Below are 26,582 nucleotides of genomic sequence, written 5' to 3'. Positions count from 1 at the left end.
ATTTATGTGGAGTGAAATCGCACGCCGGCTCAGTACCGGGTAAACCGCTTGAGACCTTCGAGCATCTGCTCCAAGAATCTTTCTGAGCCGAGTGCAAACCCTGCCGCTAGCAGAGGTGTCTTGTACTCTTCGGATGCGTAGTCGTGAATGAACCGGTGGATGGTTTGCCTGTTCCAGGAGAGCCGGCCCCACACAATATTTTTGAGTCCGTGGGTCTTGACGGCATCTACGAGCGAATCCTCATTGATGCCTTGCTGCATGCAGTAAAACAGTAGGCTCAAGAATTCGAAGCGTTCGTAAATCAGCCCTGGATCCTGCAGGCCTGCGAAGTCAGGCGCCCACCGAGGCGCGAGGCTGTCATGCAGTCGGTTGCTCAGCGGCGTATGTTTGTCGCGCTGGCCTTCGAAACTCTTCCATAAGTTGAGCATGCCATCGTACTGCTCGATGTGAAGTGGCGATAAATCAATACCTATGACAATAGGTGTATCGCGTCGATTAACCATCGTGGTGTTAAGCAACTGATAGAGCTCTTGAAGACGGTTGGCACGAATCAGTCCCATGCCGTATGCATAGTTAACCAATGCTGTCGGGTAGTTCTTCAGTGCAACCCAGGATACCCAGCCAGCCTGCTCAGCTTGAGACGCGGCATGCAGACCCTTGATGGCATCCATCACCAATGCATGCTCACTTCCAGCCCCCCAGCGTCCCAAGACTGCAGCGAGACGAGCCAGGGGTTCAATGGCCGCCTCATAGGTCATGGCTTGTGCGGCCAGATGCTCCAAGGTCATATCCTCGGGCTCTGCGGCGAATAGAGGAGCCAGATGACTGATCGCTTGATGAGCCTGGCTGGTTACGAGGTCATCGAGCTGAATCCGGTGCTCGGGTCTGGCCATAAAGCGCTTGGCCATAGCGAGAGTCAGCTCGATGCCAGCTGGATTCGGCAGACGGAACTGCTGGATAGTCTCAAGCTTGAGGTTTAGCCCGTCGAAGAAGGTGTCGGCATCCATCCCGGTTACGGTCGTGGCACGACGATGGGTGATGAGCTCCTGACCACGCTCGCTCAATCGACCCCGGGATAGCCAGTAGGTCGGGTAGCGACGTGACGGCGCTCTCAAAAACGCCGCCCTCAGCGCATGATCCCACTCACCTGACCATCCTGCGACGATGAGCCCAAACTCATCGATGATGCGATCAAGCAGCGTATTGAACGCCAGCGGGTATTCGCCCAGTTCTACATCGGTGTTGAGGATCCTGGCATCCTTGTAATCACCGTGGATCTTCAGGATGTAGCAAGAAGCATGGGTGAGCGGCTCAGCACCTGCAAGAGTATCTTCAGAGCTGACCACTGTTGGCTCAACGCCAACATCGCGCAGCGCATTCTCCATGAGTCGGTCGAAGTTCGTCGTAACGATCACGCGCACATATCCCGCTTTGACCATGGCTGCGATCGCCCGATGGGCACGTGTAGGCAACTTCAGTCCGTCCTCCAATTCCTCATCGCTAGGCTCCAGAAAACCCTGAATGATGGCTCGCCGCTCGGTCTGGGTGGTCGCCAGGCGTTCGAGTAGGGTGGAGTAATTGGGTTGCTCTCCTGTCTGACCTACGTACCACGCCACCCAGTCATCCTGCTCTCCCGCACCCATCGCGATGCCCCAACGTTTCACCAACTCCAGGGTGATTTCCCATCCGGTCTGAATACCCGCTGAGCGGGATACGCCCGAGCCAATAAGCACGGCATAGACGCCTTTGTTCTCAAACATGGAGAAGGCGATTTGAGCTGTTGGATCAGGAGCAGCAACGGTCATGCAGGATCCTCGATTGTTGGACGGCGCGATGCTTCTCGGATTTGAGCTAGCCCAGATCAGTGAATATTTAAGAACTTCCTATAGGATGGGTGTAGAGACCATTTTACATTGTCTCTTCGATTTTCGAGTGAACGATACAAATCAGGGTCGTCCGTGAAATGGGTGAACTCGACGCCATCCAAATGAATGTGAGAGATGAGGCCAAGCTTGTAAATAAAGTCTGCAAGGTCTTCGACACCCGCGTAAGGTTTTCCATCAACCGCTGGAATGCTATCCTTGACTCTGCCTCTCAAGTAATTGAGTTCAAGCGTCTCCTCAAGTTCAGAGCAGGAAAACTCTCGTTTTGTCGCTCGCAATGCATCAATTAGATGGTTGAGCTCATCAAATTGATGTACATGCTCCTTGATCAAATCATCCCGCCTGTTGGCTCCAAAGTCTGACAAGATATAATTGATGTGGTCGAGAGTTATTTTTTTGGTATAGGGGTTTTCTTTGGCTTTTTTAGCGGCCATTCTACACAGTTGCCCCATCCAACGAGGCCGCCGGTTAGAGAAAGCAGCGATTGCGTCAAAAAGCTTTGCGTCTTTATTATTGCGCCACTCAATGGGCGAGGTGAAGACCATGTCAAGGATTTTATTGTAATCAGTCGCGAGCTTAAATTTTGCTTCCGCTGACTGAGGATGGTTGTTTACAATGTAAACAAGTATTTTTTGAGCTAACATGTCACGCATCTGGCGTTTAGTCCAGACTATGCCGATGATATACTGCTGAAGTTTGTCTAGATCTTCAAGATGGCGCAAGCAAGACCAGACGTCACTTCTGACGGTTGCGCGCACGTTCAGACCTTTATAGTCATGCGCTAAAGAGCGAATTGCGCTGAAGAAGGCGCCGACCTTAGCTTGGCTTTCAGTGTTATTCTGAAATTTGGCATCTATATCATCAATGAGTAGCCAGACTTGACGTCTTTCTTCTAGCTCCTGATAGCGCTTCAGAAGATGTTCAACATTGGCTGGTATTGATTTTTTGACTTCAATACCTAGTAATGGGATTTTTCCCAGCATTCTGGAGGTGAGCGCACCAATAATGTTCTTGCTTTTGATGCCGTCTAACTCTGCGAGTTCGACCATGGACATGGTGTCATCGGTAAGCGCCAAGCCAATTCGCGCTCCGATCTCCATCGCGATTCTTTTACAAATAATTTGTTTCCAATAATTTTCCAGGTAAGAGTGATCGCTTCCCGTGAAGCTGCCCAGCCCTAAAAGGTCGTTCCCTTTTACGCGTATAACTATTGGTGAGTTGTAGGCGTCTTCGTTTTTCAACTTGTAGTCAAGTCGAGATAGGAGGGCGGACTTTCCCATCCCTTTGCGAGCGCTTACGATCGATAGCTTCTCGCTCGGATCGTAGAAGTCGTCAAAGTCGTTATTTTCTATATAGTAGGCATTGAGGTGTTCAAGGTCTTCGTCTTCGCCTGCCTCATTGCCAAAAAGTTTTTTATCACGAAGATTTATGGAGATCATTTTATTTAATGTCTTACTTGGCGGGGATGGTGTCGGCGAACGTGTAGCCTTGATTGGTGACTTGGTAGCTATCGCCCTTGCTGCCGCGCGTTGCTAGAAACCCAAGCTCAAGCAACTCATTGAGAGCGCCCTCCCATCTAGCAAGCTCTCTTGGGTTGCGCGAAGCGATGAGGTTTTTGCCATTTGTTTGAATGTCTGTGCCACCAATGTAACGAATGTGCATGATGGATCCGTGGCTATCAGCGCATGCCTCTTTCAAAAGTAACTGCGCTTCATCGCTCAGGATCGGTACTTTTGAGTCTAAGTCTGACAGGGTTGTAACGGCTTCATCAGAAACCTTGAATGCCTCATTTTCGTTAATCACAATTTGGAGTTGGCGGGCGAACTTATTTCGGAATTCTGTCAGGTCTTCGTAGCCCTCATAAAGGCTTCGCTGCTGACAAGAGGACTTAAACTCCCGGAGTTGCTTGTACTGGTCAGGGTCAACAGTGTCCAGAGCGGCAGGCTGGCTGGAAAAATACAGCATGGCTGGGCGACCGCTCTCAACGTGCTTCTCAATTTCTTCAACAGTTCCGCTCGCGTACTCGGTGGTAGCAGTACCTACACGAGTCCAAAAGACTCCGACAAGCAAGTCGCATTTATCCAGGACTTGCCTGTTAATAATTGTCTGAGGATTTGCTCCCATCTCAGGTGCCGAATGTGTTTCCCATCCTGTCGGAAGAAGGACGATTCTACGCGACCTTGAATGCACTGCATTCCATTCGTGGATGACTTCTCTGACCTGAGCCCTCTCTGCTTTAACATCCCCTGGGGAGGCGATCATCACATTGAAGACATCTGCCTTGTAACTCATGCTCATTCCTTGGTGCAGTAAAGTGGTGGCATAGTAATACTACAGCATGAAGAAATGAGCTAGTAGACGTCGTACCGCATTGGGTTCATCACCCAGGGTAAGGGTAAAACAGAAGGAAATGTGGTGGCGGAAAGCGCTAACGAGCGCTATGGAGACACAGCCTGTAGAGCAGAGGAACCGTTAGACCTGGCAAGGAGGCTCCACAACGTTGAGTGCGATGGAGGCCTGGCATTCTTGCTCCCTTGGTCAGATTTGCCAGGAGCGTGGCTCGACCAAGGCAATTCTGGCGGAGAGGGGCACGCTGATCTTTGCTTTCAAACGAGCTTTTTTGAGGCGCCGGCGTTGTTTGTTGTTCATCTTGGGTGACCTGATTGGCATGGGGTTAGGGTCAGAGGTTACCCAAGGGCGAGATACGAAGAAATGAGGGCATTGCTCCGCCGAAATGACCGTCTGGCGGGCTTCTTGACACGCCTTGTGTGTCTTCTAATCTGATGCCTGACGTCACTTGGGGCGTCCTGCCGCGAGCTAGAAGCGGCCAGACAATATGACAAACCATTGCCCCGTTCGGCGGGGAGTTCGTTTTCTATTGTCTGGAGTAGCCCATGAAGCCAGACCTACCACCTGTTTCCCCCATCGCTTTCCATCCGATGAATACCGAGACCCCCCTTCAAAGCCGGCTGAAACTTCCAGACGGTACGATGGTGGGTCAGGTATGCCCCGACCCCGCCAAATTAGATGATTATTGTCAGTCCAAATTTGGAAGGAGCTGGCGCTCAATAGAGTGGTTCTGCCTCCGAAGTCTGGCGACCCGTATCGAAGCTTTACGTGGGCGCCTCTCGCCGCTCGAAGCTTTGATCAAGCAGGGTCAGTCTGCTGAATCCATCGACGCTGTTACTGACGACATCTGGGAGGCCCTGGGTGCGGCATATTCAGATGGCTCGACAGCTGCGCTGATACTCATATCGAAGTTCAGCCTGGCTAAAGGTACGGGAAGCATGGAGGGCGCAATAATGGCTGCCGACTTAGGAAATGTCGCAGCGTACTGTTTTTTGGGTGATCACTATTTGAGTAAAGAGCAGGTCGAACAAGCGGCTGCGGCCTACCAACAAGGTATGGCAAAGGGATGCAGTGCGTGCGAATACCAACTGGGGCAGTTCGCGGAACGTGGTGTTGGAGGGCAGCTGAAAAGCGTTCGAGCCGCATTTGATCATTACGCAGAAGCCACAATGGGAAATTACCCACCTGCGTGGGTCGCGATCGCTCGGCTTTGGTTGAGTGATCCAGGGGAGCTACCGAGACCTGAGCGTCTTGTTGAGAAGTTGAAGGAGTGCATCGAAATGAGGTGCGAGGGCGCTGCAACGGCCTTGGCTGAGATTTATTTGGCTCACGACCAATCCTCTGATACGAAGCGTATGGTGATGTCGCTCTACCGGGGGGCAGCGGTCGGAGGCGATATCGAAACGCAGCTCAAGCTCGCGAGCTTGCTGGAGGGCGAGGGGGCCTCTGAGATGGAAATCGAGCCGGATCCTGAAGAGGCATTACGGTGGTATGAGCGGGTGTACAGTTCTGAAAATGCTTCGCCCGCCCAGGCGATTCTGGCCCACCTGAAGCTCGGCCATCTGTTCATGGGCAAGAACCAATATGACCCGGCGGCCCATCACTTTTCCTTCGTTTCGAAAACTTACCCAGAAGCTGTTGAACTGCGCAAAATCTGCAAAGAAAAGGGGGAGAATCTCAGGCGCTGGCGGCAGCACAATACTGGCGGTGAGTGTCTGTAACGAGTCGACTGGGCTGAAAAGCGGCTTGTGGGGTTGATGCACACAGGGCGATAGGGTCATTTCCATCGCCCTGTTACCTCTGGCTGTCCAAGCGACAGGCTCAGGGTCTTAGTTGGGCATAACCTGCTTCTTACCGTTCACGAAAATGTAGGTGTCAGGTTCCCATTCAAACTGCAGTTTTGCTGTGTTCGACGAGGCGAGCTTGGTGTCCGAGGCTTCGAATTGGTTGAAGTCCATGGTGCCTTGATAGATGTAGTTCTGGCCCGCGTCGATCTGGGCGTCGTCAGCCAGCCGGATGCGTTTGATGACATCGCGGAACATGTCCTTCAGCACAACCGTGCCCTTCACGCCAGCCAGGGCCTCAGCTGTATTGTTCTTGAAGGCCACACTGATGCTGAAATACTCCGAGTATTTGCTTCGCTCGTAGTCCTTTGGATTGAGCTTTAGCTCAACCAAGGAGGCAGTGAGGGTGGCGTTCATTTCCTTGAGGGCCGCGAGCTGCTGTTGCTTGATCTGCTCGGCCAGGAGCCTCTGCTTTTCTTGCTCAGCTGCCTTCTCGTCCAACCAGGCTTGCTGGGACTTCAGAGCATCATTGACCGTCATCTCGGTCACGGTTTTATTGCCCCCAAACGCACTTGCTATCGCGAGGCGTGTTGCATACCCAATGAAGAGCTTCTTTTCGTCATCGGACAGCTTGGACACAGCATCCTTGAGCCCCTGGTCTTCTCACCATTTGGCCATGTCCGCTGGAAGCATCGCCTGCTTTGGATCGCTGCAACCAGCCATCAATAAACCAGCCATCAAAATGGCAGCCACTTTTGTGCGCATCGTATTTCCCTATGTTTAAGTCGGTTGTAGCTCCGAGGTTTGCGGCCCTGTTTAACCTGAGGCCTTCCTGCCCGGCGACCTTCGTCCGCATGCGGTGAAACCAAATGTGACTGGCCTTTGAGCGTGATGGTTATACGACAGTGGCGCAACGCTATCAAGACGGTGGGGACAGTGCATACGAGTCCCCAGGGCAGACACGAAGTAGTGGCTCATCGCTATTGCCACATCGCCCATCGACGGGCACCCTGATTCCTATTTGCTTGGAGACATTGCAGTGGGCGCTGAGGAAAAGCGGTACGCGAGGGAGCGGTTCGCAACGCCGCTCCATCAGGATGTGTCAAGCGCTGGACAAGGTATCGCCCCGGGATTTGGAGTACCAGTTGTTCGATGAGAACCGCCGCATCGTGACACGGAAATGCGGCCTTAAATTTGTCGATCACATACTGATGAATGGTGAGCGATTTCGGCTATCGAAGCTGGGGCTTAACTTGATGAGGAAGGTAGACTTTACGGATTACCTAATAAATCACACGAAATATCCCGCATCCACCTACCTTTACAGTTATCCAACCAGGCTTGCAGTACTTCTCAGGAAAGTGTCTGCCGGTATCATGCGTAGTGATATTGAGTTGATCGCTGAAAGTTTTCCCTTCCTAGATGAGATTTCCCCGGAATGGGAGCGCGAACTAGATTTAGATGATGACGAGTTATTGCGCGCGCGTGCTTATATTTATGATAATGGCTTGTACAAAACTGTGCTTGGGATAAAGCAGTACAATTCAGCCACCTTTACACAAATATTGTACAGAAATGCGCTGGCTGGTAAAAGCCTGATGCCGAAGACCTTTCCTGAATTAAATGAAGGTTTTACGTGGAAGACCGAGTTTCCGCCTGTCCCTGTTCGTAACGAGAGCACAGTTCCGGTTTCCAGAAAAATGCTGAGTAGGCATTTTAACGCTGTGCGACTAATGGGCTTGGCGCAACAGTTGGTACCCGGGTTGAATTTTAATCTGAAGGTGCTAACCAAAGTAACTTATCGCTCAGTATATAAAAGGATTCCAAAAAAGGTCGAGGGGAATTTTCGCTCCTTGCCAGGAGAGGTTGTGTACAAGTTGATTCGCGACTCGCACGTGTATATTAGGAACAATGCGAGGGCAGTATTCTGGAATGTTGTTGCTCGCGCCATTGATAATAAGGTGCATGGCAGATATATCAAGGCGAATCACCGATCAGCTTGTAATGATAAAATTCGGCGCGGAATAATGTCGAATGCTAATAAGTACGAGTGTTGGCTTACGCCGTTCTCAGAGAGAGATGAGGAGTACTATGATTATTTCAGGTCTGATAAAAGTCTGCATGACTCATTTGTAACGCTGATGGGGCGTATCTCATCATACTCGGTGCGCTAACTGCAAGAAGGCAGGGGGAGTTGCTGGGGATGATGGAGGGCAATTGTTTAAAGCCAAACAAAAATCCTAACCTTCCCGAAAACAAATGCGTACAGTACGAAATTGGCTTCATGGCCGGAAAAACAGGTGATCGTCATGCAAAGGAGTTTCTGACTGTACCCATTCCCAGGTTGGTAGCGAAGTTGTTGTGGACACTTAAGGAAGTACATCGGGATTGTGTTAGGCTGGATTTGATTCCAAAAAATACTCCGCTACTTATTTTTATTCGGCCTGATAACTTAAGCTTTAGGCAGATGTGCCCCACAACCTACAATGCATGTTTGAGTACTATTTGTGATTTCACTCAAACACCCACGGTCGTATTGGAAAGCGGACAAGTAGCACGCTTCTATGTCAGGCAGCATCAGTTGAGGCGCTTCTTTGCTATGGCTTTCTTTGCGGCTGCTGGCTTCAAAGACCTCGATGCTCTCCGTGCATTTTTGGGGCACAGTGATATTCAGCATCTTTACACATATATAGTGGAGATTACGCCAGGTGCTATGCTTCAAAGTGTGAAGACGGAAGCCCTTGCGAAAGCCGTGTTAGCTAAAGATTCGAGTATTGAACACCTTAATACTGTCAAGTATGCGTTGTGTAAGATGCATGAGCTTCACGATCTGAGCATTAAGACCATCCCTGAATTGCGCATGATTTTGGAGAAAGCTGCTGCATGCGAGGATGCACCCAGTGCCGAGGAGCTGGCCAAGTTATCTGATTCCGAAATGTACTCAAACCTTAAGCATCTTGTAGCTTCGAAACTGATTGACCTTGTTCCTACACGTGCACGCCTGATGACCAGCAATGGTGTGCAGGCCGATATCCATCTGATGGTGAGGGTAAATCATTGATGGATGGCAAGCGTAGGGCCACCAAAGCCTCAGTTGTCCAGCTGATTGAACTGTTGACCCAAGCAGTAAATACACCTGGCGAATTTTCACAAGATGACCCCCTGCGGGAAGCTGTCAAAACTCAAGTGAAACTGGCTGCATATTGCAACGAGGAGCGAGGTGTTGTCGGATGTAGCCTTAATACTTTCAAGGCATTGGCTTGCACTCTAGGGGAGGGCTTTACAGGGGTTGAAGCCTTAAGGGTTAAAGCCGAAAAAGCCCTCAGTCGACGTCCTAGGCCACGTGTCGCTAACTCTCGCAGGGATTTGCAGGAGAAGAAGGCTAACCTTGAAAAAATTATAGCGTCTCAAGATCGAGATTTGCAGCAATTAAGTCTTGTGATCAGCGAAATGAAAAGTCTCTGCAATCACTTGGTTGATCTGGACTTGATTGATAGGAAAGCCTATTACGAACTTGAAATAAGCAGAATCAATCAGATGCTGCAGAAGAGGAGGAAATAAATGGCTGGCTCACAGTTGCATCGCCCACTTGCTCCCGGAGCCAAGCTGAACGCCGGGTTGACCTATGATGCCGATGTAGGGGAGGACGCTGAGGGCATTCCATGTTTCTATTGGACTAACGGAAAATATTGCTTTGAGGTGAATTCGTACATTCTACATATGTGGGTCAATGAGAAAAAGTCCCTGACCAATAATGGTGGTTCGCTCAGGCAAGATTGCATGCAACTCAGCCATTTGATTAGGTTTGTAGAGAAAAACCGACTCAGTTTCCTGCGGCTGACTGATACATATTTTACGATGTTTATAAAGGGATTAAGCGCAGGGGTCGATGAGAACGGTGAATTAGCGCGTCAACCAAATATCGTACGATCTATTGGCTCGCGCTGCTTAGATTTCTTGTCTTACTGCGGTGAATTTTTTGACTTCCCGGATTTCGTAGCGCTTGGTGGAGTCATTCGTGGAGTTAAAGTAGATGCCGCCATGCGAAGTGAGCACAAATCGACCTATCGTAGAATCTCTTGGTATCATCACTCTTTTCCTGTTTCCTCAGAAGACGGGCGCAGAGAGCCTGTTACTGACAGTTCAATAAAAGCTCTGAGGATCGCTGCCAGGAAACAGCCATTACAGAAAGGCGCGAGATCCAAGATAATTATTTCGGTGCTGATAAATACTGGGTGCAGGCGTATAGAGGCCGCTCGCATCACTGTGCCGGATATTATGGAGGCATATCGTTCAGGGTTGAGTCATCCACCACTACGTGTGCCGTCCGCTAAAGGTCATAATGAGTATCGATTTGTGCCTATGCCGCACGTAGTTCTTGATTACTGGGTTTCCTACATAAAAGACTTTCGGAAACCTATGATTGACGATTGGTGTGCTAGGCATAAGAAGAAATTCGATGATCATGGCTTTCTTTTTATTTGTGTGAAAAGTTGTCAACCGCTCGCCATAAATACACTGACGAATGAAATTGGCGACCTTAAAAAACTTGCCGGTCTTGAGGTGCGTTCTCACCCTCATATGTTTCGTCATCGTTTCATCACGGACAAATTTAAAGAACTCATTCTTCAGTACGATCTTCAAAATACTGATGTGATGCGCCGGGCCCTTGCCAATTCTGAAGTGATCAAACGGGTGCTTCAGCAATGGTCAGGGCACAAGCTTACGGAGAGCCTGGATCGCTATATTCATCTTGCGTTCAACGAATTGGCCCGCATGGAGAAGGTGGTAGAAGGGGTGTTCGTTGAGGCGTCTGTGAAAGCCCTGGATGCATTGCTCGAAGAGTATTACGAGGACTGGCAAGCGGGGCTGATCTCTGCGCAAGAACAAGCAGAGCGGACGAACAAGGCCGTGAAGGACTTCCTTCGCACCCGGGCTAAGCATTGACCAAGCTGGTGGGCTGCTCGCGTCGTAGCATCGACTTCTGCCCGGGCACCTGCAAAGGGTTTCCGGGCGAACATGGGAGTGGCAGCGCTTGAAGGCTTTGTAAGGACGTACTCATTGCAACCCGTTCTTTAACCACCCGAATAAGCGCGCTGGAATCGATAGGCAGGCTCGATTTAAGACACTAGAGCGCTAGGTGGATGAGGTGGCAGCGATGTCCATTAAGGCGTGTAATTTCCCAGAGCTTTGACTCTTCCGATTTGCGGGGCGTTGTAATCAAGCCAAGTTGTGGAACCAGCTGTCAAAAATGCTTTCGTGGTTCCAGGCTTCAATTGAGTGAGGTTAGAAATCTCTTTGAATAGCCGTTTGGTTTCGATGGAAGCTCTTCCAGCCGACACGCCTGGCCTATACATAAGCATGAAAAATGTCAATGGGCCAAACATTATAACTCTTAATGTGAATGTTTCGTACTGGTTAGGCCCATAGGCGATTCTCATTAAAAAAGGGTTGACCACGCCGGATCCATTAGCAAGATCATCTAATACTTTGTACTGGCCATCTAATTTTTCAGTGGTTACCGGGGCTGCTAGGGTTGCCAGCACTGCAAAGTCTGTCTTTTCAGGTGATGGAGAACCATTCAAAATATAAGGTATGAATTTCTCAAATAAATGAACATGGCCTCCATCAGTGCGCGTAGAGTTGAAGGATATCTTCAAGAGCCAGCGTACTAATCTGTCATAGTCATACAGAAGATCGGCGCTGCGCTTTGTGTAGTTTTGAGTTAAGAACCCGTTGGCGATAAGGAATTCCTTTCCATAAGCGTCAAGGCTGGATAGCGCTCCGCCGTTGCATTTTTCACAAACATCTTTCACCTGGTGCTCGCCACCAACCATTTTGTTAGCGACTTCATTCCATCCAATCACATTAGCTTCCAGCTCTTTTTGAAAGCGATAGATAAAGGCTGGGATTACATGCTCCCGAGTCGCTGGAGCGTCTTTTTTGCAATATGCGCAGATCATTTCTGGTTCCTTCCATGTTGGTGTCCACCTAACGGATCTTCGCTGGAATCTGTCAACTGATTCAACCCTGCACTGTCTGGGGTCGACGGTTTTTTCGGGAACCAGGCTTGCTGATGGGTAACCCGTGTCCCGTTCAGCGTACAAGCAGATCCATTCCCGCATCGGCTGTCCTAGCTCGTTCAGCAACTGAAGGGTAGCTTGGTGCTTATGGACGATTTCTCTGATGGTGAAGCGCTATGGAGGGAAACGTGTGTGGCGGAAGGAGGGGAGGCGGGGCTTAGCTGATCGATTTGCTCGTTTATTGCGTACATAGGGGTTTCGAAATGCCCCTTTTCCTGACCTCTCAGTGGCGCATTGAGCAAGCAGAGGGGGTGGTGGTTTTGATCAAAATCGGGGGGTTAAGTGGTTCGTCTAGGAAAACATTGAGGTCTTGCATGGGAATCTCTCACTGTTCCATCAGTGGGACAAACTAACGCATTTTTGCCTGCTTATCAGCTATTAGTCATCCCGGTAGGATTCTCCCCATCATGATCGCCCACGCCGCGGTCTTCATTACAGGAGAGTCCCATGAAACTGTTGCACATCGATTCGAGCATCCTGGGCGACAATTCCGCCTCCCGCCAGCTGAGCCGCGAAGTAGTCGAAGCCTGGAAGGCCAGCAACCCGAGCCTGGAAGTGGTCTACCGTGACCTGGCTGCCGATGCCATCGCCCATTTCTCCGCCGCAACCCTGGTAGCCGCGGGCACCCCCGAAGACATGCGCGATGCGGCCCAGGCCTTCGAAGCCAAGCTGAGCGCTGAAACCCTGGAAGAATTCCTCGCCGCCGACGCCGTGGTGATCGGTGCGCCGATGTACAACTTCACCGTGCCGACCCAGCTCAAGGCCTGGATTGACCGGGTTGCCGTCGCCGGCAAGACCTTCCGTTACACCGAAGCTGGCCCTGAAGGCCTGTGCGGTGACAAGAAGGTGGTGCTGGTGTCCACCGCCGGTGGCCTGCACGCTGGCCAGCCGACCGGTGCTGGCCATGAGGACTTCCTCAAAGTGTTCCTGGGCTTCATCGGCGTCACCGACCTGGAGATCGTTCGCGCCCACGGCCTGGCCTACGGCCCAGAGCACCGCAGCCAGGCCATCGACGCGGCACAGGCGCAGATTGCCAACGAGCTGTTTGCCGCCGCTTGATTGCACCAGCCTCAAATCGCCGGCTTGCCGGCGATTTGAGGCTATCAGGCTACCGGTATCGTCGGGTCAGCCGCCGCCAAGGCTGCCGCACGATCATTGGCAGCGGGCGGGTAGATCCAGACCGTGTTGATCTGCGACTTCAGCAGCTTGGCCTCGGCCTTGTCTTCCGGGGGCGATACCTGGCGGTCCCACCCTTCGGTGTACACCGCGCCCCAGGCGCCCAGGTCGAGGCAGGTGACGTACTTGGGTTGGCTGTAGGTCATCGGTGCCACGCCAATCAACTCGGCAACCGCATTGTTGCCGGCGTAGCGGCCCAGTGGGATGGCATGCTGGCACGACATCACTGCATGGTTGCCCACCTCGTCGCAAGCTGCGTAGGCCACGTCGCCCGCCGCATAGACCGCATCGTTGCCCTTTACCTTGAGGTTGCCGTCCACGTGCAACCGGCCTTGGCGGTCACGTTCGCCGCTGATCTGCTCGGTCAACGGGTTGGCCTTGAAGCCGACGGTCCAGATCACTGTGCTGGCATCGATGCGTTGCCCGTTGTCCAGCAGAACGCCGTCGGGGTCCACCGAGGCCACCGTGGCGCCACAGATCCATTCCACCCCCAATGCCTCGCAGGCCTGCTCGATCGCAGGGCGGATGCCGTCACCCAGGGCTGCGCCGACCCTGGCGCCACGGTCGATCACCACTACCCGCAGTGTTGCCTGTTCACCGAGAATGCTGCGCAAGCGCGCCGGCAGCTCGGTGGCAGTCTCGATACCGGTGAAGCCACCACCGGCGACCACCACGGTGTTGCGGGCAGGCGTGTCTGGCAGGTTGGCCAGGGACTTGAGGTGCGTCTCCAGCCGTGCGGCGCTGTCAATCTTGTCGACATCGAAAACATGCTCGATGCCGACCATGTCTGGCCGGTTGAGCACACTGCCGCAGGCCATGATCAGGCGGTCATAGCCCAGTTCGCACTCGGTACCGCTTTGCGTGCGATAGCGCACGCGCCGGGCTGCTTCGTCGATGTGAAAGGCGGTGCCTTGCACGAAACGCACGTTGACCGCTTCGAACAGCGCCTGCAGTGGAGCGGCCATGGTGTGCACGTCAGGTTCGTAGAAGCGCGGGCGCACATGCAGTTCGGCCTGCGGCGCCAGCAGCGTTACCTCGACATCCTTGCGCGCGTTAAGCTCCAGCTGGCGTACGGCGCTGAGGGCGCTCCACAGGCCAGCAAAGCCCGCGCCAATGATCAGGATATTTTTCATCGTTGTGCTCCTGGAATGTCCGGGTAAACAAAAGTAGCCCGTCTTTGTGGACAACGATGTTACGAGTGACGAAGCGCTACACCCTAGGCCAAAGAACCCTGGATTTCGGCCAACGACAGGTTGCGCGCAAAGCGCGCGCGGTAGTCCCGCGGGGTGACTGCAAGGTGGCGCTGGAACGCCAGGCGCATGCGCTCTTCGCTGCCAAAGCCGCATTGCCGGGCAATCTGCTCGATGTGGCTGTCGGCGCTTTCCAGCAGGCGGCGGGCGGCTTCCAGGCGGAACACTTCAATGGCCTTGGCCGGGGTGCGGCCGGTCTTGAGCTTGTACACCCGGGTGAAGTTGCGCACGCTCATGTGCGCCTGCTCGGCCAGGTGCTCGACGGTCAGGCGTGGGTCGCCGAGGTGCGCGTTCAGCCACAGGTGCAGTGCTTCGAATTCGCTGCAATCGCGCCCCTGCAGCTTGAGCAGTTCACTGAACTGCGCCTGGCCGCCGGGCCGCTTGAGAAATACCACCAGCTCGCGGGCCACTTGCATCGCGACTTCGCGGCCGCAGTCCTGCTCGACCAGAGCCAGGGCCAGGTCGATGCCGGCGCTGACGCCGGCAGAGGTCCACACCGTGCCTTGCTGAACGAAGATCGATTCATGGTCCACCTGCACCGCAGGGAAGTCGCGGCGCAGCACCTCGCACATCGCCCAGTGGGTGGCGGCGCGGCGCCCGTCGAGCAAGCCTGCGCTTGCCAGCAGAAAGGTACCGCTGCACACCGAGGCCGTGCGCCTGGCCTTTACCGCGACGCGGCGCAGCCAGGCGACCAATGCGGCGTGGTCGGGGAGGGTGCGGATGATATCCGGTGCGCCCGGTACTACCAGGGTGTCGACGGCCTGCGCCATCACGTCGTCCAGTGTTTCAGTCGCCACCACCAGGCCTTCGGCGGTTGGCTGCAGGCCGCCGTCGAGGCTGGCAGTGTGCAGTCGATAGCCCGGCCGGCCCTGTGCAGCCATGGCTTTGGTAGCAGCCCAGAACACCGTCTGGGCACCCGTGAGGTCGAGCAGGCCCATTTGCGGGTAGGCGACGAAGACCACGGCGCGCGGGTGGTCGACCGGTTGCAACGCAGGCTCGAGCTGCTGGGCGTGTTCAGTCATAGGCAGATGACCTGATCGAAAGGGGCCGCGTGGCGGCTTCAGAACGTCGGCGGGGTGATGACCCAGATCACCACGGCATCGACGTCACCGGGGTTGCCATAACGATGGGGTTCCTGGCTGGAGAAGCTGAAACTGTCGCCTTCACCCAGCTGAAAGTGCCGCTCGCCTACCCACAATTCAAAACTGCCGCTGAGCAGATAGCCAGCCTCTTCACCGTCATGGCTGTAACTCTGCTGGCTATAGGTGCCCGGTGGAAAGCGCGAATGAAGGATTTCCAACTGGCGGTTGGGTTGCGGCGTGAGCAGTTGGTCGACGATGCCGTCTTCGTAGTGCACGCTGAGGCGGCTGTTACGGCGTACCACGTAGCCCTGGTCCTCGGGTGCGGTACTGGCCTCGCTGGCAAAAAACCACTGGATCGTCACCCCCAGGCTACGGGCGATGTTGAACAGTGCCGGGATCGACGGGTAAGACAGGTTGCGCTCCAGCTGGCTGATGTAGCCAGCCGTCAGTTCGCTCTGTGCGGCCAGTTCCGCCAGGGTCATGCCGCGGCGCTTGCGCAGGCCGCGGATGCGGGTGCCCAGGAACTGCGGGGCGGCGCCGCCGTCTTCGGTGGCGCAGGGGGGCTGCGAGGGTTGGCTCATGCGCATCGGTCCATCGGGAAAGCGGCAGTATGTACAGCCTCAGAGCGCCCAGGCAACCGTCAGGCCATCGTGAATCGCCTCTTCTGCAGTACGCGGCGCCAGGCAGTCGCCGATGCGCCGCACTTCCACCAGGCCGTCCAGTTCCGCCGCCAAGGTGTCATTGGGCTGGTGGCCCAGGCACAGCACCAGGGTGTCGATGCCTTCAAAGATCATCGGTTCGCCGCTGGCCGTGTGCTGCAGGTACACGGTGTTGTCGTCGCAGCCGTAGAGGCGGGCGTAGGGGGTGATGGGGATGCTCAGGCGATGCAGTTCGCCGGCCAGTTGATCGCGTACGTACAAGGGCAGGTTCTCGCCACAATGGGTGCCGTTGACCGCCAGTTGCACCTGATGCCCCTCGCGCACCAGGCGCTCGGCGATGCCAGGGCCTATCCAGTCGCAACGCCAGTCGATGACCAATACCGAGCGCCCGGGTTTGACCTCGTTGCGCAACACTTGCCAAGCATCCACCACCTGCAGGTCACCGGCGCGCTCGAACGCCGGCCAGTAGGGCGTGGCGCCGGTGGCGGCGATCACCAAGTCAGGGCGCTCGCGCTCGACCAGTGCGCGGTCGACTCGCGTGTTGCGCACCACCTCCACGCCTGCCAAGGCCATTTCCCGTTGCAGGTTGGTGCTGGCGCCGCCGAACTCGCTGCGCCGTGGCAGCAGTTGTGCCAGCAACACCTGGCCGCCCAGTTGCGGGCCGGCTTCAAAGAGTGTGACGTGGTGCCCGCGCGCGGCGGCGACGGCTGCTGCCTTCATGCCCGCCGGGCCGCCGCCTGCCACCAGGATCCGTTTGGGCGAAGGGGTTGGCGTCAGGTGGCCGTACTGCAGTTCGCGGCCGGTTTCCGGGTGCTGGATACACGAGATCGCTAGGCCGCGATGGAAGTGACCGATGCAGGCCTGGTTGCAGGCAATGCAGGCGCGCACGTCTTCGACCTGGCCGTGCTCGGTCTTGGTCGGCATCAGCGGGTCGCAGATCAGCGCACGGGTCATGCCACACACGTCGGCCTGGCCACGCGCCAGGATCAGCTCTGCCTCCTGCGGCTGGTTGATGCGCCCGGTGACGAACAGCGGAATGTCCAGGCGCTGTTTGAACGTGCCGGCCTCGCGTGCCAGGTACGCAGGCTCGATGGCCATGGGGGGGACGATATGCACCGCACCGCCCAGCGACGCTGAGGTACCGGCGACGATGTGCAGGTAGTCGAGCTGGCCTTGCAGCGCCTCGGCGGCGGCCAGCGACTCGTCCTCGCTCAGGCCTTCGCTGTCACGTTCGTCGGCGCTGATGCGCAGGCCGACGATGAACTGCTCGTCGGTGGCAGCACGCACGGCCGCCAGCACTTCGCGCAAAAACCTCAGGCGCTGCGCCAGGTCGCCGTTGTAGCCATCGGTACGCAGGTTGACCCGCGGGTTGAGAAACTGCGCGGGCAGGTAGCCATGGCTGGCCACTACCTCGACGCCATCCAGCCCCGCCTGGTACAGGCGCCGCGCCGCGCTGGCATAGCCCTGGACGATTTCATCGATCATCGCCTGGTCCAGCGCGCGCGGCATCACCCGGAAGCGTTCATTGGGCACCGACGAGGCTGAGTAGGCGACCGCCAGCAAACCATCGGCAGACTCCATGATCTCCCGCCCAGGGTGGAACAGCTGCGAGAGCACCACCGTACCGTGCTCATGGCAGGCTTCTGCCAGGCGCCGGTAGCCTTCGATGCAGGTATCGTCGGTGGCCATCAGCACGTGCGAGGTGTAGCGGGCGCTGTCGTGCACACCGGCCACCTGCAGCACGATCATGCCGACGCCGCCTGCAGCCCGGGCACGCTGGTAGGCGATGAGCTTGTCGTTGACCAGGTTGTCGGTGGGCAGGCAGGTGTCATGTCCCGTGGACATGATGCGGTTTTTCAGGCGTTTGCCGCGAATCTGCAAGGCTTCGAACAGGTGGGGGAAGGCGGTTTGCATACAGGCGGCTCCGGTGTGGTGTTGTTCTTGTTTTGGTTATGAAAGTGTAGCGACAGTAAAAAATCAACTTGTTTTTTTACTTGGGCGCAGCTAGGTTTTCATCACCCTCCGAGGAGGGCGTGACCTCACAACAACAAGAAATCGGGCCCCACGGGCACCGGCAGGAGGAAACCTCGATGCATGCATTCCCTCGCAGTACCGGCCTTTGCGCAGCGCTTCTGGCCTTGGGGCTAGGCAGTGCGCAAGCGGCGCCGCAAATGGTTGTAGTCGGCTATGGCGGCGCCGGTCAGAAAGCCCAGGATGAGGCGATCTTCAAACCGTTCAGCGCCAAGGACGGCAGCCAGTTGATCCAGAGCGAGTACAACGGCGAAATGGCCCGCATCCAGGTGATGGCCGATACCGGCAACGTCGACTGGGACGTGGTGCAGATCGAAGGGCCCGACCTGATGCGCGGTTGCGATGAGGGCATCTACGAGCACCTCGACTGGCAGCGCCTGGGCCATGCCGCCGAGTTGATCCCGGACGCCGCCCAGGACTGTGGGTCTGCCGCGTTGGTGTGGAGCGTGGCGATCGCCTATGATCGCAACAAGCTGGCCCAGGCCCCGGCCTCGTGGGCCGACTTCTGGGACGTGCAGAAGTACCCGGGCAAGCGCGGCCTGCGCAAGCGTGCGGTGTACAACCTGGAGTTCGCCTTGTTGGCCGACGGGGTCAAGGTCGAGGATGTCTACACGGTGCTGTCAACGCCGGCCGGTGTCGACCGCGCCTTTGCCAAGCTCAGTGAGCTCAAGCCCTATGTGCAGTGGTGGGACGCCGGTGCCCAGCCGGCGCAGTGGCTGGCTGCCGGCGATGTGGTGATGACGTCTACCTACAGCGGGCGCATCGCCGTAGCGGCCCAGCAGGGCAGCCCGCTGGCACTGGTGTGGCCGGGCAGCCTGTATGGCATGGACTATTGGGCGATCATCAAGGGTTCGCGGCATGTCGACTAGGCCAAACGGCTGATCGCCTATGCCAACCAAGCCGATACCCAGGTGCGTTACGTGGAGCAGATCCCTTACGGGCCGACCAATACTCAGGCAGCGGCCAAGCTCGCGCCGTCCTTGGCCAGCTGGGTGCCGACGTCGCCGCAAAACCTGGAAGGGGCTTTGGCGATGAATGTGGAATTCTGGGTCGACCATGGTGAAGAACTGGAACAGCGATTCAATGCCTGGGCCAGCAAGTAGCTGACGTTCAATGCGGCCCCTCTACAGGACCAACGATAAATGACTCTTACCGAACAGACCCTGCGCCAGGAGCTGGCTGCCTGTTATCGCCTGGTCGCCCACTTTCGCATGAGCGACCTGATCTTCACCCATATATCCCTGCGTGTGCCGGGGCCGGAGCACCACTTTCTGATCAACCCGTACGGTTTGCTGTTCGACGAGATCACGGCCTCCAACCTGGTAAAAATCGACCTGCATGGGCAGCCTGTAGCGCCGACCACGCACCCGGTCAACCCGGCCGGGTTCGTCATCCACAGTGCTATCCACGCAGCCCGTGAAGACGCCCACTGCGTGCTGCACACCCACACGCGTGCCGGTTGCGCGGTGGCGGCGCTGGCGTGCGGCCTGTTGCCGGTGAACCAGATGTCCATGGAGTTCCATGGCAAGGTGGCTTACCACGATTATGAAGGTATTGCCCTGGACCTGGATGAGCAGCAGCGGTTGGTCGCCGACCTGGGGGACAGGCCGGTGATGATCCTGCGTAACCATGGGCTGCTGACGACCGGCCGCAGCGTTGCCGAAGCGTTCTTGCGCATGTACTACCTGGAAAAGGCCTGCGAGATCCAGTTGGCGGCGCAAAGTGCCGGGCAGCTGATACTGCCGCCTGCCGCCGTGTGTGAACGGACCGAGCGGCAGTTCAATGCACCGATGCAGGGGCTGAAACAGGGGGAGTTGTCGGACCCGGATGCAGTGGCGCTGGCATGGGGGGCATTGCTGCGGATGCTCGAGCGGGTGGCGCCGGGTTACCGGGACTGAGGCCTGGCGGGCCAGCGCGGTTCCTGTAGGCGCGGCCTTGCCGGGGCGCCGGACCGGTCGGAACGGTGCGCAAAGCGCTACCCACTGTTGCGCAACCCTACCTCCCAACTGTGCTGGTCCCTCGAAAAGGAATAGCCTTATGCTGTAACGAAATATGTCTAGAAAGCCTGAAGAAGGATGTCGCAATGCCGCTCAAGGACCTGCTGATCGCCCTGGTGGTGATTGTTGCGTGGGGAGTCAACTTCGTGGTCATCAAGGTAGGCCTGGATGGCCTGCCGCCGATGCTGCTGGGGGCATTGCGCTTCTTGTTGGTGGCCTTCCCGGCAGTGTTGCTGGTCAAGCGGCCGAAGCTGCCGTGGCGCTGGCTGATCGCTTATGGCGTGACGATTTCCCTGGGGCAGTTCGCCTTCCTTTTCCAGGCCATGTACAGCGGCATGCCGCCTGGGTTGGCGTCGTTGATCCTGCAATCCCAGGCATTCTTCACGCTAGGGTTTGCCGCGCTGTTTCTGGGCGAGCGACTGCGCCTCGCCAGCCTGCTGGGGCTGCTGGTGGCCGCCAGCGGCTTGGCGCTGATCGGCAGCGAGGATGGTGGCCATGTGCCGATGCTGGCGCTGGTGCTGACCCTCTGCGCGGGCGCGATGTGGGGCGTGGGCAACATCATCACGCGGCGTTTCGGCTCGGTCGACCTGGTGGCGCTGGTGATCTGGGGTGGGTTGATTCCACCGCTGCCGTTTCTGGCGTTGTCGTGGTGGCTGGAAGGGCCTGAGCGCATCGGCCATGCGCTGGCCAACATTGGCTGGAGCTCGGTACTGGCGTTGGCGTACCTGGCATTTGTCGCCACCATGCTCGGCTATAGCCTGTGGAGCACATTGTTGTCGCGCCACCCGGCCGGCAAAGTGGCACCGTTCTCGTTGCTGGTGCCGGTTATCGGCCTGAGTGCTTCGGCGTGGTTGCTCGGCGAGCGCCTGACCGAGCTGCAGGGCTGGGGGGCGCTGCTGGTGATGCTTGGGCTGCTGGTGAACGTGTTTGGCGCCAAGATCGGCCAACGGTTGCGGGCGGCTAGTGCGCACTGAGGGCCGGGTGCTCTGTTAGAATCGGCCCTTTTCGCCAGGCCAACGGAGCACCGTCATGATCATCTCTACCACCAGCCAGCTCGAAGGCCGTCCTATTGCCGAGTACCTGGGCGTCGTCAGCTCCGAATCGGTGCAGGGCATCAACTTCGTGCGCGATTTCTTTGCCCGTTTTCGCGACTTCTTCGGTGGCCGTTCGCAAACCCTGGAAAGCGCCCTGCGCGAGGCCCGCGAGCAGGCCACCGAGGAGTTGAAGGCGCGGGCACGGCAGTTGCACGCCGATGCAGTGGTGGGCGTGGACTTCGAAATCAGCATGCCGTCGGTGCAGGGTGGCATGGTCGTGGTATTCGCCACCGGCACGGCCGTCAGGTTGAAATAAGGCATTGTGCCACTGGTCGGTTCCAGGGTTTTAGTCTGGGCGGTCCGCAAATGACCAGCTAGTCTCACTTTTACCGGGCGCGTTCACCTAGGCAACGTATCTGCTTGCCGACGCGACCTCACTGGAGGGAGACAGGGCATGAGCGAATCCTTTTTCGAAGACCTGAACGACGCATTCCCGATCAACAGCCAGGTGCGTTGCGGCCAGTCGGCATTCCGCCTGGGTTTCGCCCACATGACGCTGGATGATTCGGAACAGCTTCAGCCTGCACATCTGCAGCGCAGCAAAAAGGGCCGCTTCATGCCGCGGGTTCCGCTGAAAAAGTGATCCCGCTCCAGCAACCCCGCCGAACGGCGGGGTTTTTGTTGATATTCGTTGACGCTGCTCATGGCATCGCCGGGTTGCACTCGCCGGATAGCCGTGGATGTGGTTTTCTGGCGCGGCATTTCAGCAAAGGGAGATTGAATGCTCATGCGAGTCAGGGAAGAGACCTATTGGCAGTGGGCGGACGCTCAGCTGCACAGCCGCAGCCACGATGAAGCGCTCAGTGACGGCACCACGCTCGACGTGCAGGTGCGCCTGTCGCGCCTGGGCGCTACCCAGCTGTTTCTCGGTATCTACGCTGGGAATGGCCGGGCATTGCTGGAAGAGTATTACCCAGCGCGCCCGGGTGAGACCATGACCCGGGCGTTGGTCTGGGGCGTCGAGCGGGCCCGCGCGCTGGCCACCGGCGCATTGCCCTTGCCAGCGATGGCGCGCACGCGTCGGCGGGCATGAAAAAGCCCGGCCTTTGCGGGCCGGGCTCCATGGCGGGTGAGGCCACTCAGTTGAGCGGTTCGATCACCTTGACTGCCCCCCGCTCACGGGCGGCGGGCCATTCTTGTTGCAGGGTCTGCAGGACGCGGCCAACGAACTCGGTGTCGGCGGCGGCCTTCTTGCCGACGTAGCCCTGGCCACGTCGGTAGACCTTGAAGCGTGCACGCATGCTTGGCAGGTGCTCTTCGAATTCATCTTCGATGGTGTTCGGCGGCAGGCGGTCGAGACGCACCTCACCGGTCTGGCTGACCCACAGCAGATGGTCGTCGAGGCTGTCTTTGCGCACGGCGAACAGCTGGGCCAATTGGTCGATTGTGGGATTGTTGTTCAAGTTCATCATAAAGCCCCCATTACCCATTCGTAGGTGATTTTCACAGTTGGCGCTACCACGGTGTAGCGCACTACCAACGCTGCTACAGCAGCATCGCAACAGGGGCTTTCACACGCTGCCTTTTGGACAGTTCCCTCTCCACGGACGGCCTGCGTTACCGCGCAGGCCGTCTGGAACACCCTTGCCACCGCTCCCGATCGGGGAGACAGCCTCATCATGCCCAAGGGCGATGAACGGCGTCAACCGTTTTGTAGTGAATATTTTTTCTCACTACATCTTGTCCGACAATCCTGCCGGAAGGGCCTGTCAGTGGTCGAGGGACGAGAGAATCCGGTACGCGACGCGCACGCGTGCCTCGTTGGGATAGTTGCGGTTGGCAAGCAGTACGATGGCTTTGCCTTGCGCCGGAATGAACGCCACATAGGCACCGAAACCGTTGGTGGCGCCGGTCTTGTTGTACCAGGCGTCAGGCACGGCCGGGAGCTCGGGGTTGAGGCGGCGGGTGGCCTGTGGCGCAAGGGCGAACTTGGAGCTGTTGCCATTGACCAGGGTGTCGAGTGACGCCGGGTAGGGGTAACGCTCCCAGCCCAGGCCTTGGGTCATGCTACCGACCTGGAAGTAGCCGGCCTGGGTAATGGCGGCAGCCTTTTGCAGGGTTGGCGCAAGCTCGGCCGGCTGCATGTGCAGGCGCACGTAGCGCAGCAAGTCGGTGGCGTTGGTCTTGATGCCATAGGCCGCATCGGCAAAGGGCCCCGAGCTGACGCGTACCGGCTGGTCATGCGCGTCGTACCCTTGCGCATAAAGCCGCTGTGCATCGGCCGGTACGTGCAGGTAGGTGTGCTTGAGGCCCATTTGCGGGAGAAGCCCCTCGGTCATCAGCTCGGCGAATGGGCGCTGCTGCGCGCGCGCCGCCAGGTCACCGAACAACCCCAGGCTGGGGTTCGAGTAGCAGCGCTGGGTGCCGTGTTTGGCAACGGGTTGCCAGTGGCGGAAGAAGGCCAGCACCTGTTGGTCTGTGTGCACCGCGTCGGGGAACTGCAATGGCAGGCAGTCGGCGCTGTAGGCACCGAATTCCAGCACGCTGGCTTCGCCCAGCGGTGTGCCGGCGAGGGCGGGCTGGTAGCGCTGGGCAGGGGCCTGTAGGTCAAGCTTGCCTTCGGCGCTGGCCAGCGCCGCAAGCGTAGCGGTGTAAGTCTTGCTCAGCGAGCCGACCTCAAACAGGGTATCGGCGCTAACCGGCGAGTTATCCGCCTTATTGGCCACGCCATAGTTGAAGTAGTGCGCCTGGCCATCGGCGTACAGCGCTACCGCCATACCGGCGATTTGGTGTTCCTGCATGAGCGGCTGGATGATCTCGTCTACCTGGGCCTGCAGCGGATCGGCCGCCTGCGCGGTGATTGCACCCATGGCCAGTGCAGCCGCGAGAGGGAAGGGCGCAAGGCGATAGCGTGGCATCAAGTAGTCCTTTGTCCGTTGAGCGATACCGGTGGGGGTTCCGGCGTTAGCGAAAAATAAACCGAGACCTTATCGTCTGCCGTTGCATAACGACAAGACGGAAACTGTTATGAAGTATTTGCGCATGTTATTCGACAACTTCACCCTGGCCTTGCTCGGGGTGGTGCTCATCGCCACTGTGCTGCCCTGCTCGGGCGACGGGGCGGTGTATTTCGGCTGGCTGACCAACCTGGCTATCGGCCTGCTGTTCTTCCTGCACGGTGCCAAGCTGTCGCGCGAAGCGATCATCGCCGGCGCCGGGCACTGGCGCCTGCACTTGCTGGTGTTCTCCTGCACGTTCGTGCTGTTCCCCTTGCTGGGGCTGGCGTTCAAGCCGTTGTTTGTGCCGCTGGTGGGCAACGAGCTGTACCTGGGCGTGCTGTATCTGTGTGCGTTGCCAGCCACGGTACAGTCGGCCATTGCCTTCACCTCGCTGGCCCGCGGTAACGTGCCGGCAGCCATTTGCAGCGCGGCGGCTTCCAGCCTGCTGGGTATCTTCCTCACGCCACTGCTGGTGATGATGCTGCTGGGCGCCAGCGGTGATACCGGCTCGGGGCTGGATGCGGTGCTGAAGATTACCCTGCAGCTGCTGGTGCCCTTCGTAGCCGGGCAGATCGCCCGCCGCTGGATTGGCGCGTGGGTCAAGCGCAACGCGCGCTGGCTCAAGGTCGTGGACCAGGGCTCGATCCTGCTGGTGGTCTACACCGCCTTCAGTGAGGCGGTGGTTACCGGCCTGTGGCACACGGTGTCGCCACAACACTTGGCGGGGCTGTTTGTGGTGTGCGGGATCTTGTTGGCGGTGGTGCTGTACGGTACCCGCTTGCTTGGCAAACTGCTTGGCTTCGACCTGGAGGACCGCATCACCATCCTGTTCGCCGGCTCGAAGAAGAGCCTGGCCACTGGGGTGCCGATGGCTCAGGTGCTGTTCGTGGGCAGTGGCATTGGCGCGATGATCCTGCCGCTGATGCTGTTTCATCAGATCCAGCTGATGGTCTGCGCGGTGCTGGCGCAGCGTTATGCCAGCCGTGAGGGGTTGGCCGAAAAGGCTCCTGCGGCGTCATGATGTGGGTGTAGGGGCGGCCTCGCCGGGAGGCCGCTCCTACACGTTACCTTGCCTGGCCGGAGCTGCGCTCTCGGAGCGCCTTGGCCACTTCGGCCTCTATCTTGTAAGCGGGCCCTTCAAGCTCATTGAAATCACGCGTGTAGCGCCGGGCGAATTCTTCTAGCCCCAGCGCCTGGTATTGCTGCACGTGCATGAGCTCGTGCGCCCACAGGGCCACATTGTCTTGCGCATCGCTGGCATGGCGAAAGATGATCGTGTCGATCAACGTCACCGCATTAACGTCGGGGTTCTGCAGCATGGCATTGGCTGCGCTCATCTGCTGTTCGTCGCCCACCCTGAAGCGGACGGCATCGAGCACGGCGAAGTCATACCAGGGCTCGAGCTGGGCGCGGATGTGCAGGGGGATCGGTTCACTGCCGCTGGCATTGGCCTCGTCGCGGGCCTGGCGCAATGCGTAGGCCAGGCTGGTCGACGCCATGGCTTCCACGTCCTTGAGGATCTGCCCGGCCTGCCCTGGGTCGACCGGGGCGCAAAAACACCCCATCAGGCATACCTGATACTGCCCCGGCGGGCAGGCTTGCTCGGCCAGTACCGGCGCACTCAGGCACAGGCCAAGCAACAGGTTAACGGGTTTCATTCAAGGCCTTTTCAACGAAGGTGCGGCTGGCGTCCAGCACCTGCGATTGCACCGCCTGACTGGCCAGCATGCGCCCGACCAGCAACGCGCCGACGCATTGGCTGATCAACACCCAGGCCAACGCTTCATCCTCCAGTGTGGCAGCCCAGGCCTTGTGCAGCTCGACCAGCCAATGCTCGGCCACCTCTCGCACTGCAAGGTCTGCCCGGGCGATTTCCACCCCTAGCGGCGGCAACGGGCAGCCACCTTCGGCATTGTGCAAGTGAGCCATGCTCAGGTACTGCTGCAGGCAACGGCCAAGGCGTTCGCGGCTGGCGCCTTGGCTGGCCAGGCGTGCCAGTGGGCTATTGCAGAGTTCCTGACGCACCACTTCGGTGAACAGATCATCCTTGGACGGGAAGTGGTTGTAAAAGGCACCGCCGGTCAGCCCGATGGCCTTCATCAGCCCGGCCACGCCGGTGCTGGTAAAGCCACCGCGTTTGGCTAGCGCACCGCTGGTGGCCAACAGCTTTTCGCGGGTTTGTTGCTTGTGCTCGCTGGAATAGCGCATTCATGAACCTCTGCGCGCTGGCTTGACGATGGGGCCGATCATAACAT

At 57.4% G+C, this 26,582-nt stretch carries 25 protein-coding genes and 1 pseudogene; 13 read left to right on the top strand and 13 right to left on the bottom strand.

Going from position 1 to position 26,582, the window contains the following annotated elements; translation table 11 throughout:
• Positions 1 to 29 precede the first annotated feature (29 nt).
• Genes LJX93_RS14820 through LJX93_RS14810 form a run of 3 tightly spaced genes read right to left on the bottom strand, consistent with a single transcriptional unit; the run spans position 30 to position 4,175 of the window.
• A complete protein-coding gene (locus LJX93_RS14820; RefSeq protein ID WP_227696110.1) occupies positions 30 to 1,805 on the bottom strand; it encodes an SIR2 family protein in 1,776 nt (591 codons plus the stop codon).
• Positions 1,806 to 1,861: 56 nt separating this feature from the next.
• Positions 1,862 to 3,322 carry a P-loop ATPase, Sll1717 family gene (locus tag LJX93_RS14815; protein WP_227696109.1) on the bottom strand — a complete coding sequence of 487 codons (1,461 nt, stop codon included), beginning with the start codon at positions 3,320 to 3,322 and terminating at the stop codon, positions 1,862 to 1,864.
• A 13-nt stretch (positions 3,323 to 3,335) separates the two neighbouring features.
• Positions 3,336 to 4,175 (bottom strand): DUF4062 domain-containing protein, encoded by an 840-nt coding sequence (locus LJX93_RS14810; protein ID WP_227696108.1) that lies wholly within the window; start codon positions 4,173 to 4,175, stop codon positions 3,336 to 3,338.
• A gap of 602 nt (positions 4,176 to 4,777) precedes the next feature.
• Here LJX93_RS14810 and LJX93_RS14805 point away from each other — a divergent pair.
• Entirely contained in the window at positions 4,778 to 5,953 is a 1,176-nt protein-coding gene (locus LJX93_RS14805) for a hypothetical protein (protein ID WP_227696107.1), read from the top strand.
• A 108-nt stretch (positions 5,954 to 6,061) separates the two neighbouring features.
• On the opposite strand, the gene LJX93_RS14800 is transcribed toward LJX93_RS14805, so the two are convergent.
• The gene (locus tag LJX93_RS14800) at positions 6,062 to 6,655 is read right to left on the bottom strand and encodes a hypothetical protein (protein WP_227696106.1); all 594 of its coding nucleotides are present in this window, start codon (positions 6,653 to 6,655) and stop codon (positions 6,062 to 6,064) included.
• Between the two features lie 506 nt (positions 6,656 to 7,161).
• On the opposite strand from LJX93_RS14800, the gene LJX93_RS14795 reads away from it, so the two are divergent.
• The 4 genes from LJX93_RS14795 to LJX93_RS14780 are packed head-to-tail and all read left to right on the top strand — an operon-like array spanning position 7,162 to position 10,963.
• Complete coding sequence (locus tag LJX93_RS14795; protein ID WP_227696105.1) at positions 7,162 to 8,190, top strand: hypothetical protein; 1,029 nt, start codon at positions 7,162 to 7,164, stop codon at positions 8,188 to 8,190.
• A gap of 29 nt (positions 8,191 to 8,219) precedes the next feature.
• Entirely contained in the window at positions 8,220 to 9,077 is an 858-nt protein-coding gene (locus LJX93_RS14790) for a hypothetical protein (RefSeq protein WP_227696104.1), read from the top strand.
• Positions 9,077 to 9,577: a hypothetical protein gene (locus LJX93_RS14785; protein ID WP_199011558.1), complete on the top strand. Its 501-nt coding sequence runs from the start codon at positions 9,077 to 9,079 to the stop codon at positions 9,575 to 9,577. The genes LJX93_RS14790 and LJX93_RS14785 overlap by 1 nt, the downstream gene beginning before the upstream one ends.
• Complete coding sequence (locus LJX93_RS14780) at positions 9,578 to 10,963, top strand: tyrosine-type recombinase/integrase (protein WP_227696103.1); 1,386 nt, start codon at positions 9,578 to 9,580, stop codon at positions 10,961 to 10,963.
• 218 nt (positions 10,964 to 11,181) lie between these two features.
• Here LJX93_RS14780 and LJX93_RS14775 read toward each other — a convergent pair whose 3' ends face one another.
• A complete protein-coding gene (locus tag LJX93_RS14775) occupies positions 11,182 to 11,979 on the bottom strand; it encodes an HNH endonuclease (RefSeq protein WP_227696102.1) in 798 nt (265 codons plus the stop codon).
• A 567-nt stretch (positions 11,980 to 12,546) separates the two neighbouring features.
• Here LJX93_RS14775 and LJX93_RS14770 point away from each other — a divergent pair.
• Positions 12,547 to 13,158 (top strand): FMN-dependent NADH-azoreductase, encoded by a 612-nt coding sequence (locus tag LJX93_RS14770; RefSeq protein WP_033698333.1) that lies wholly within the window; start codon positions 12,547 to 12,549, stop codon positions 13,156 to 13,158.
• 44 nt (positions 13,159 to 13,202) lie between these two features.
• Here the strand turns inward: LJX93_RS14770 and LJX93_RS14765 are convergent, their stop codons facing one another.
• The 4 genes from LJX93_RS14765 to LJX93_RS14750 all read right to left on the bottom strand — a co-directional run bounded on the left by LJX93_RS14765 (position 13,203) and on the right by LJX93_RS14750 (position 18,180).
• The gene (locus tag LJX93_RS14765) at positions 13,203 to 14,408 is read right to left on the bottom strand and encodes an NAD(P)/FAD-dependent oxidoreductase (protein ID WP_095064407.1); all 1,206 of its coding nucleotides are present in this window, start codon (positions 14,406 to 14,408) and stop codon (positions 13,203 to 13,205) included.
• Between the two features lie 83 nt (positions 14,409 to 14,491).
• Positions 14,492 to 15,547: a GlxA family transcriptional regulator gene (locus LJX93_RS14760; protein WP_033698330.1), complete on the bottom strand. Its 1,056-nt coding sequence runs from the start codon at positions 15,545 to 15,547 to the stop codon at positions 14,492 to 14,494.
• A 38-nt stretch (positions 15,548 to 15,585) separates the two neighbouring features.
• Positions 15,586 to 16,188, bottom strand: a complete 603-nt coding sequence (locus LJX93_RS14755) for a helix-turn-helix domain-containing protein (RefSeq protein ID WP_033698328.1) — start codon at positions 16,186 to 16,188, stop codon at positions 15,586 to 15,588.
• A 39-nt stretch (positions 16,189 to 16,227) separates the two neighbouring features.
• Positions 16,228 to 18,180 (bottom strand): FAD-dependent oxidoreductase, encoded by a 1,953-nt coding sequence (locus LJX93_RS14750; RefSeq protein WP_227696101.1) that lies wholly within the window; start codon positions 18,178 to 18,180, stop codon positions 16,228 to 16,230.
• A 176-nt stretch (positions 18,181 to 18,356) separates the two neighbouring features.
• Between LJX93_RS14750 and LJX93_RS14745 the strand changes: the two are divergent.
• The 6 genes and pseudogenes from LJX93_RS14745 (at position 18,357) to LJX93_RS14720 (ending at position 22,421) form a co-directional block, all read left to right on the top strand.
• Positions 18,357 to 19,400 (top strand): annotated as a pseudogene (locus tag LJX93_RS14745) (ABC transporter substrate-binding protein).
• A 39-nt stretch (positions 19,401 to 19,439) separates the two neighbouring features.
• Positions 19,440 to 20,195: a class II aldolase/adducin family protein gene (locus tag LJX93_RS14740; RefSeq protein ID WP_033698323.1), complete on the top strand. Its 756-nt coding sequence runs from the start codon at positions 19,440 to 19,442 to the stop codon at positions 20,193 to 20,195.
• Between the two features lie 185 nt (positions 20,196 to 20,380).
• Complete coding sequence (locus LJX93_RS14735) at positions 20,381 to 21,268, top strand: EamA family transporter (RefSeq protein ID WP_047583026.1); 888 nt, start codon at positions 20,381 to 20,383, stop codon at positions 21,266 to 21,268.
• A 55-nt stretch (positions 21,269 to 21,323) separates the two neighbouring features.
• Positions 21,324 to 21,644, top strand: coding sequence for a YbjQ family protein (locus tag LJX93_RS14730; RefSeq protein WP_008098148.1), 321 nt, complete (start codon positions 21,324 to 21,326; stop codon positions 21,642 to 21,644).
• Positions 21,645 to 21,782: 138 nt separating this feature from the next.
• Positions 21,783 to 21,971 carry a hypothetical protein gene (locus tag LJX93_RS14725; protein WP_033698317.1) on the top strand — a complete coding sequence of 63 codons (189 nt, stop codon included), beginning with the start codon at positions 21,783 to 21,785 and terminating at the stop codon, positions 21,969 to 21,971.
• Between the two features lie 138 nt (positions 21,972 to 22,109).
• The gene (locus LJX93_RS14720) at positions 22,110 to 22,421 is read left to right on the top strand and encodes a hypothetical protein (RefSeq protein WP_047583027.1); all 312 of its coding nucleotides are present in this window, start codon (positions 22,110 to 22,112) and stop codon (positions 22,419 to 22,421) included.
• A gap of 46 nt (positions 22,422 to 22,467) precedes the next feature.
• On the opposite strand, the gene LJX93_RS14715 is transcribed toward LJX93_RS14720, so the two are convergent.
• Together LJX93_RS14715 and ampC are read right to left on the bottom strand one after the other, a co-directional pair.
• Positions 22,468 to 22,800 carry a hypothetical protein gene (locus LJX93_RS14715; protein WP_033698313.1) on the bottom strand — a complete coding sequence of 111 codons (333 nt, stop codon included), beginning with the start codon at positions 22,798 to 22,800 and terminating at the stop codon, positions 22,468 to 22,470.
• 297 nt (positions 22,801 to 23,097) lie between these two features.
• A complete protein-coding gene (gene ampC / locus LJX93_RS14710; RefSeq protein WP_227696100.1) occupies positions 23,098 to 24,246 on the bottom strand; it encodes a class C beta-lactamase in 1,149 nt (382 codons plus the stop codon).
• A 109-nt stretch (positions 24,247 to 24,355) separates the two neighbouring features.
• On the opposite strand from ampC, the gene LJX93_RS14705 reads away from it, so the two are divergent.
• Positions 24,356 to 25,348 carry a bile acid:sodium symporter family protein gene (locus LJX93_RS14705; protein ID WP_033698311.1) on the top strand — a complete coding sequence of 331 codons (993 nt, stop codon included), beginning with the start codon at positions 24,356 to 24,358 and terminating at the stop codon, positions 25,346 to 25,348.
• A gap of 43 nt (positions 25,349 to 25,391) precedes the next feature.
• Here LJX93_RS14705 and LJX93_RS14700 read toward each other — a convergent pair whose 3' ends face one another.
• Positions 25,392 to 25,985: a DUF4157 domain-containing protein gene (locus LJX93_RS14700; RefSeq protein ID WP_047583028.1), complete on the bottom strand. Its 594-nt coding sequence runs from the start codon at positions 25,983 to 25,985 to the stop codon at positions 25,392 to 25,394.
• Positions 25,972 to 26,535 carry a TetR/AcrR family transcriptional regulator gene (locus LJX93_RS14695; RefSeq protein ID WP_033698309.1) on the bottom strand — a complete coding sequence of 188 codons (564 nt, stop codon included), beginning with the start codon at positions 26,533 to 26,535 and terminating at the stop codon, positions 25,972 to 25,974. Before LJX93_RS14695 ends, LJX93_RS14700 begins: the two co-directional genes overlap by 14 nt.
• Between the last annotated feature and the right edge of the window lie 47 nt (positions 26,536 to 26,582).

It is taken from the genome of Pseudomonas sp. HN2-3, from assembly GCF_020691745.1.
GTDB classification, from domain to species: domain Bacteria; phylum Pseudomonadota; class Gammaproteobacteria; order Pseudomonadales; family Pseudomonadaceae; genus Aquipseudomonas; species Aquipseudomonas capeferrum.
Note: the sequence above shows the minus strand (reverse complement) of the source record. Positions and strands in the feature narration are given on the sequence as shown.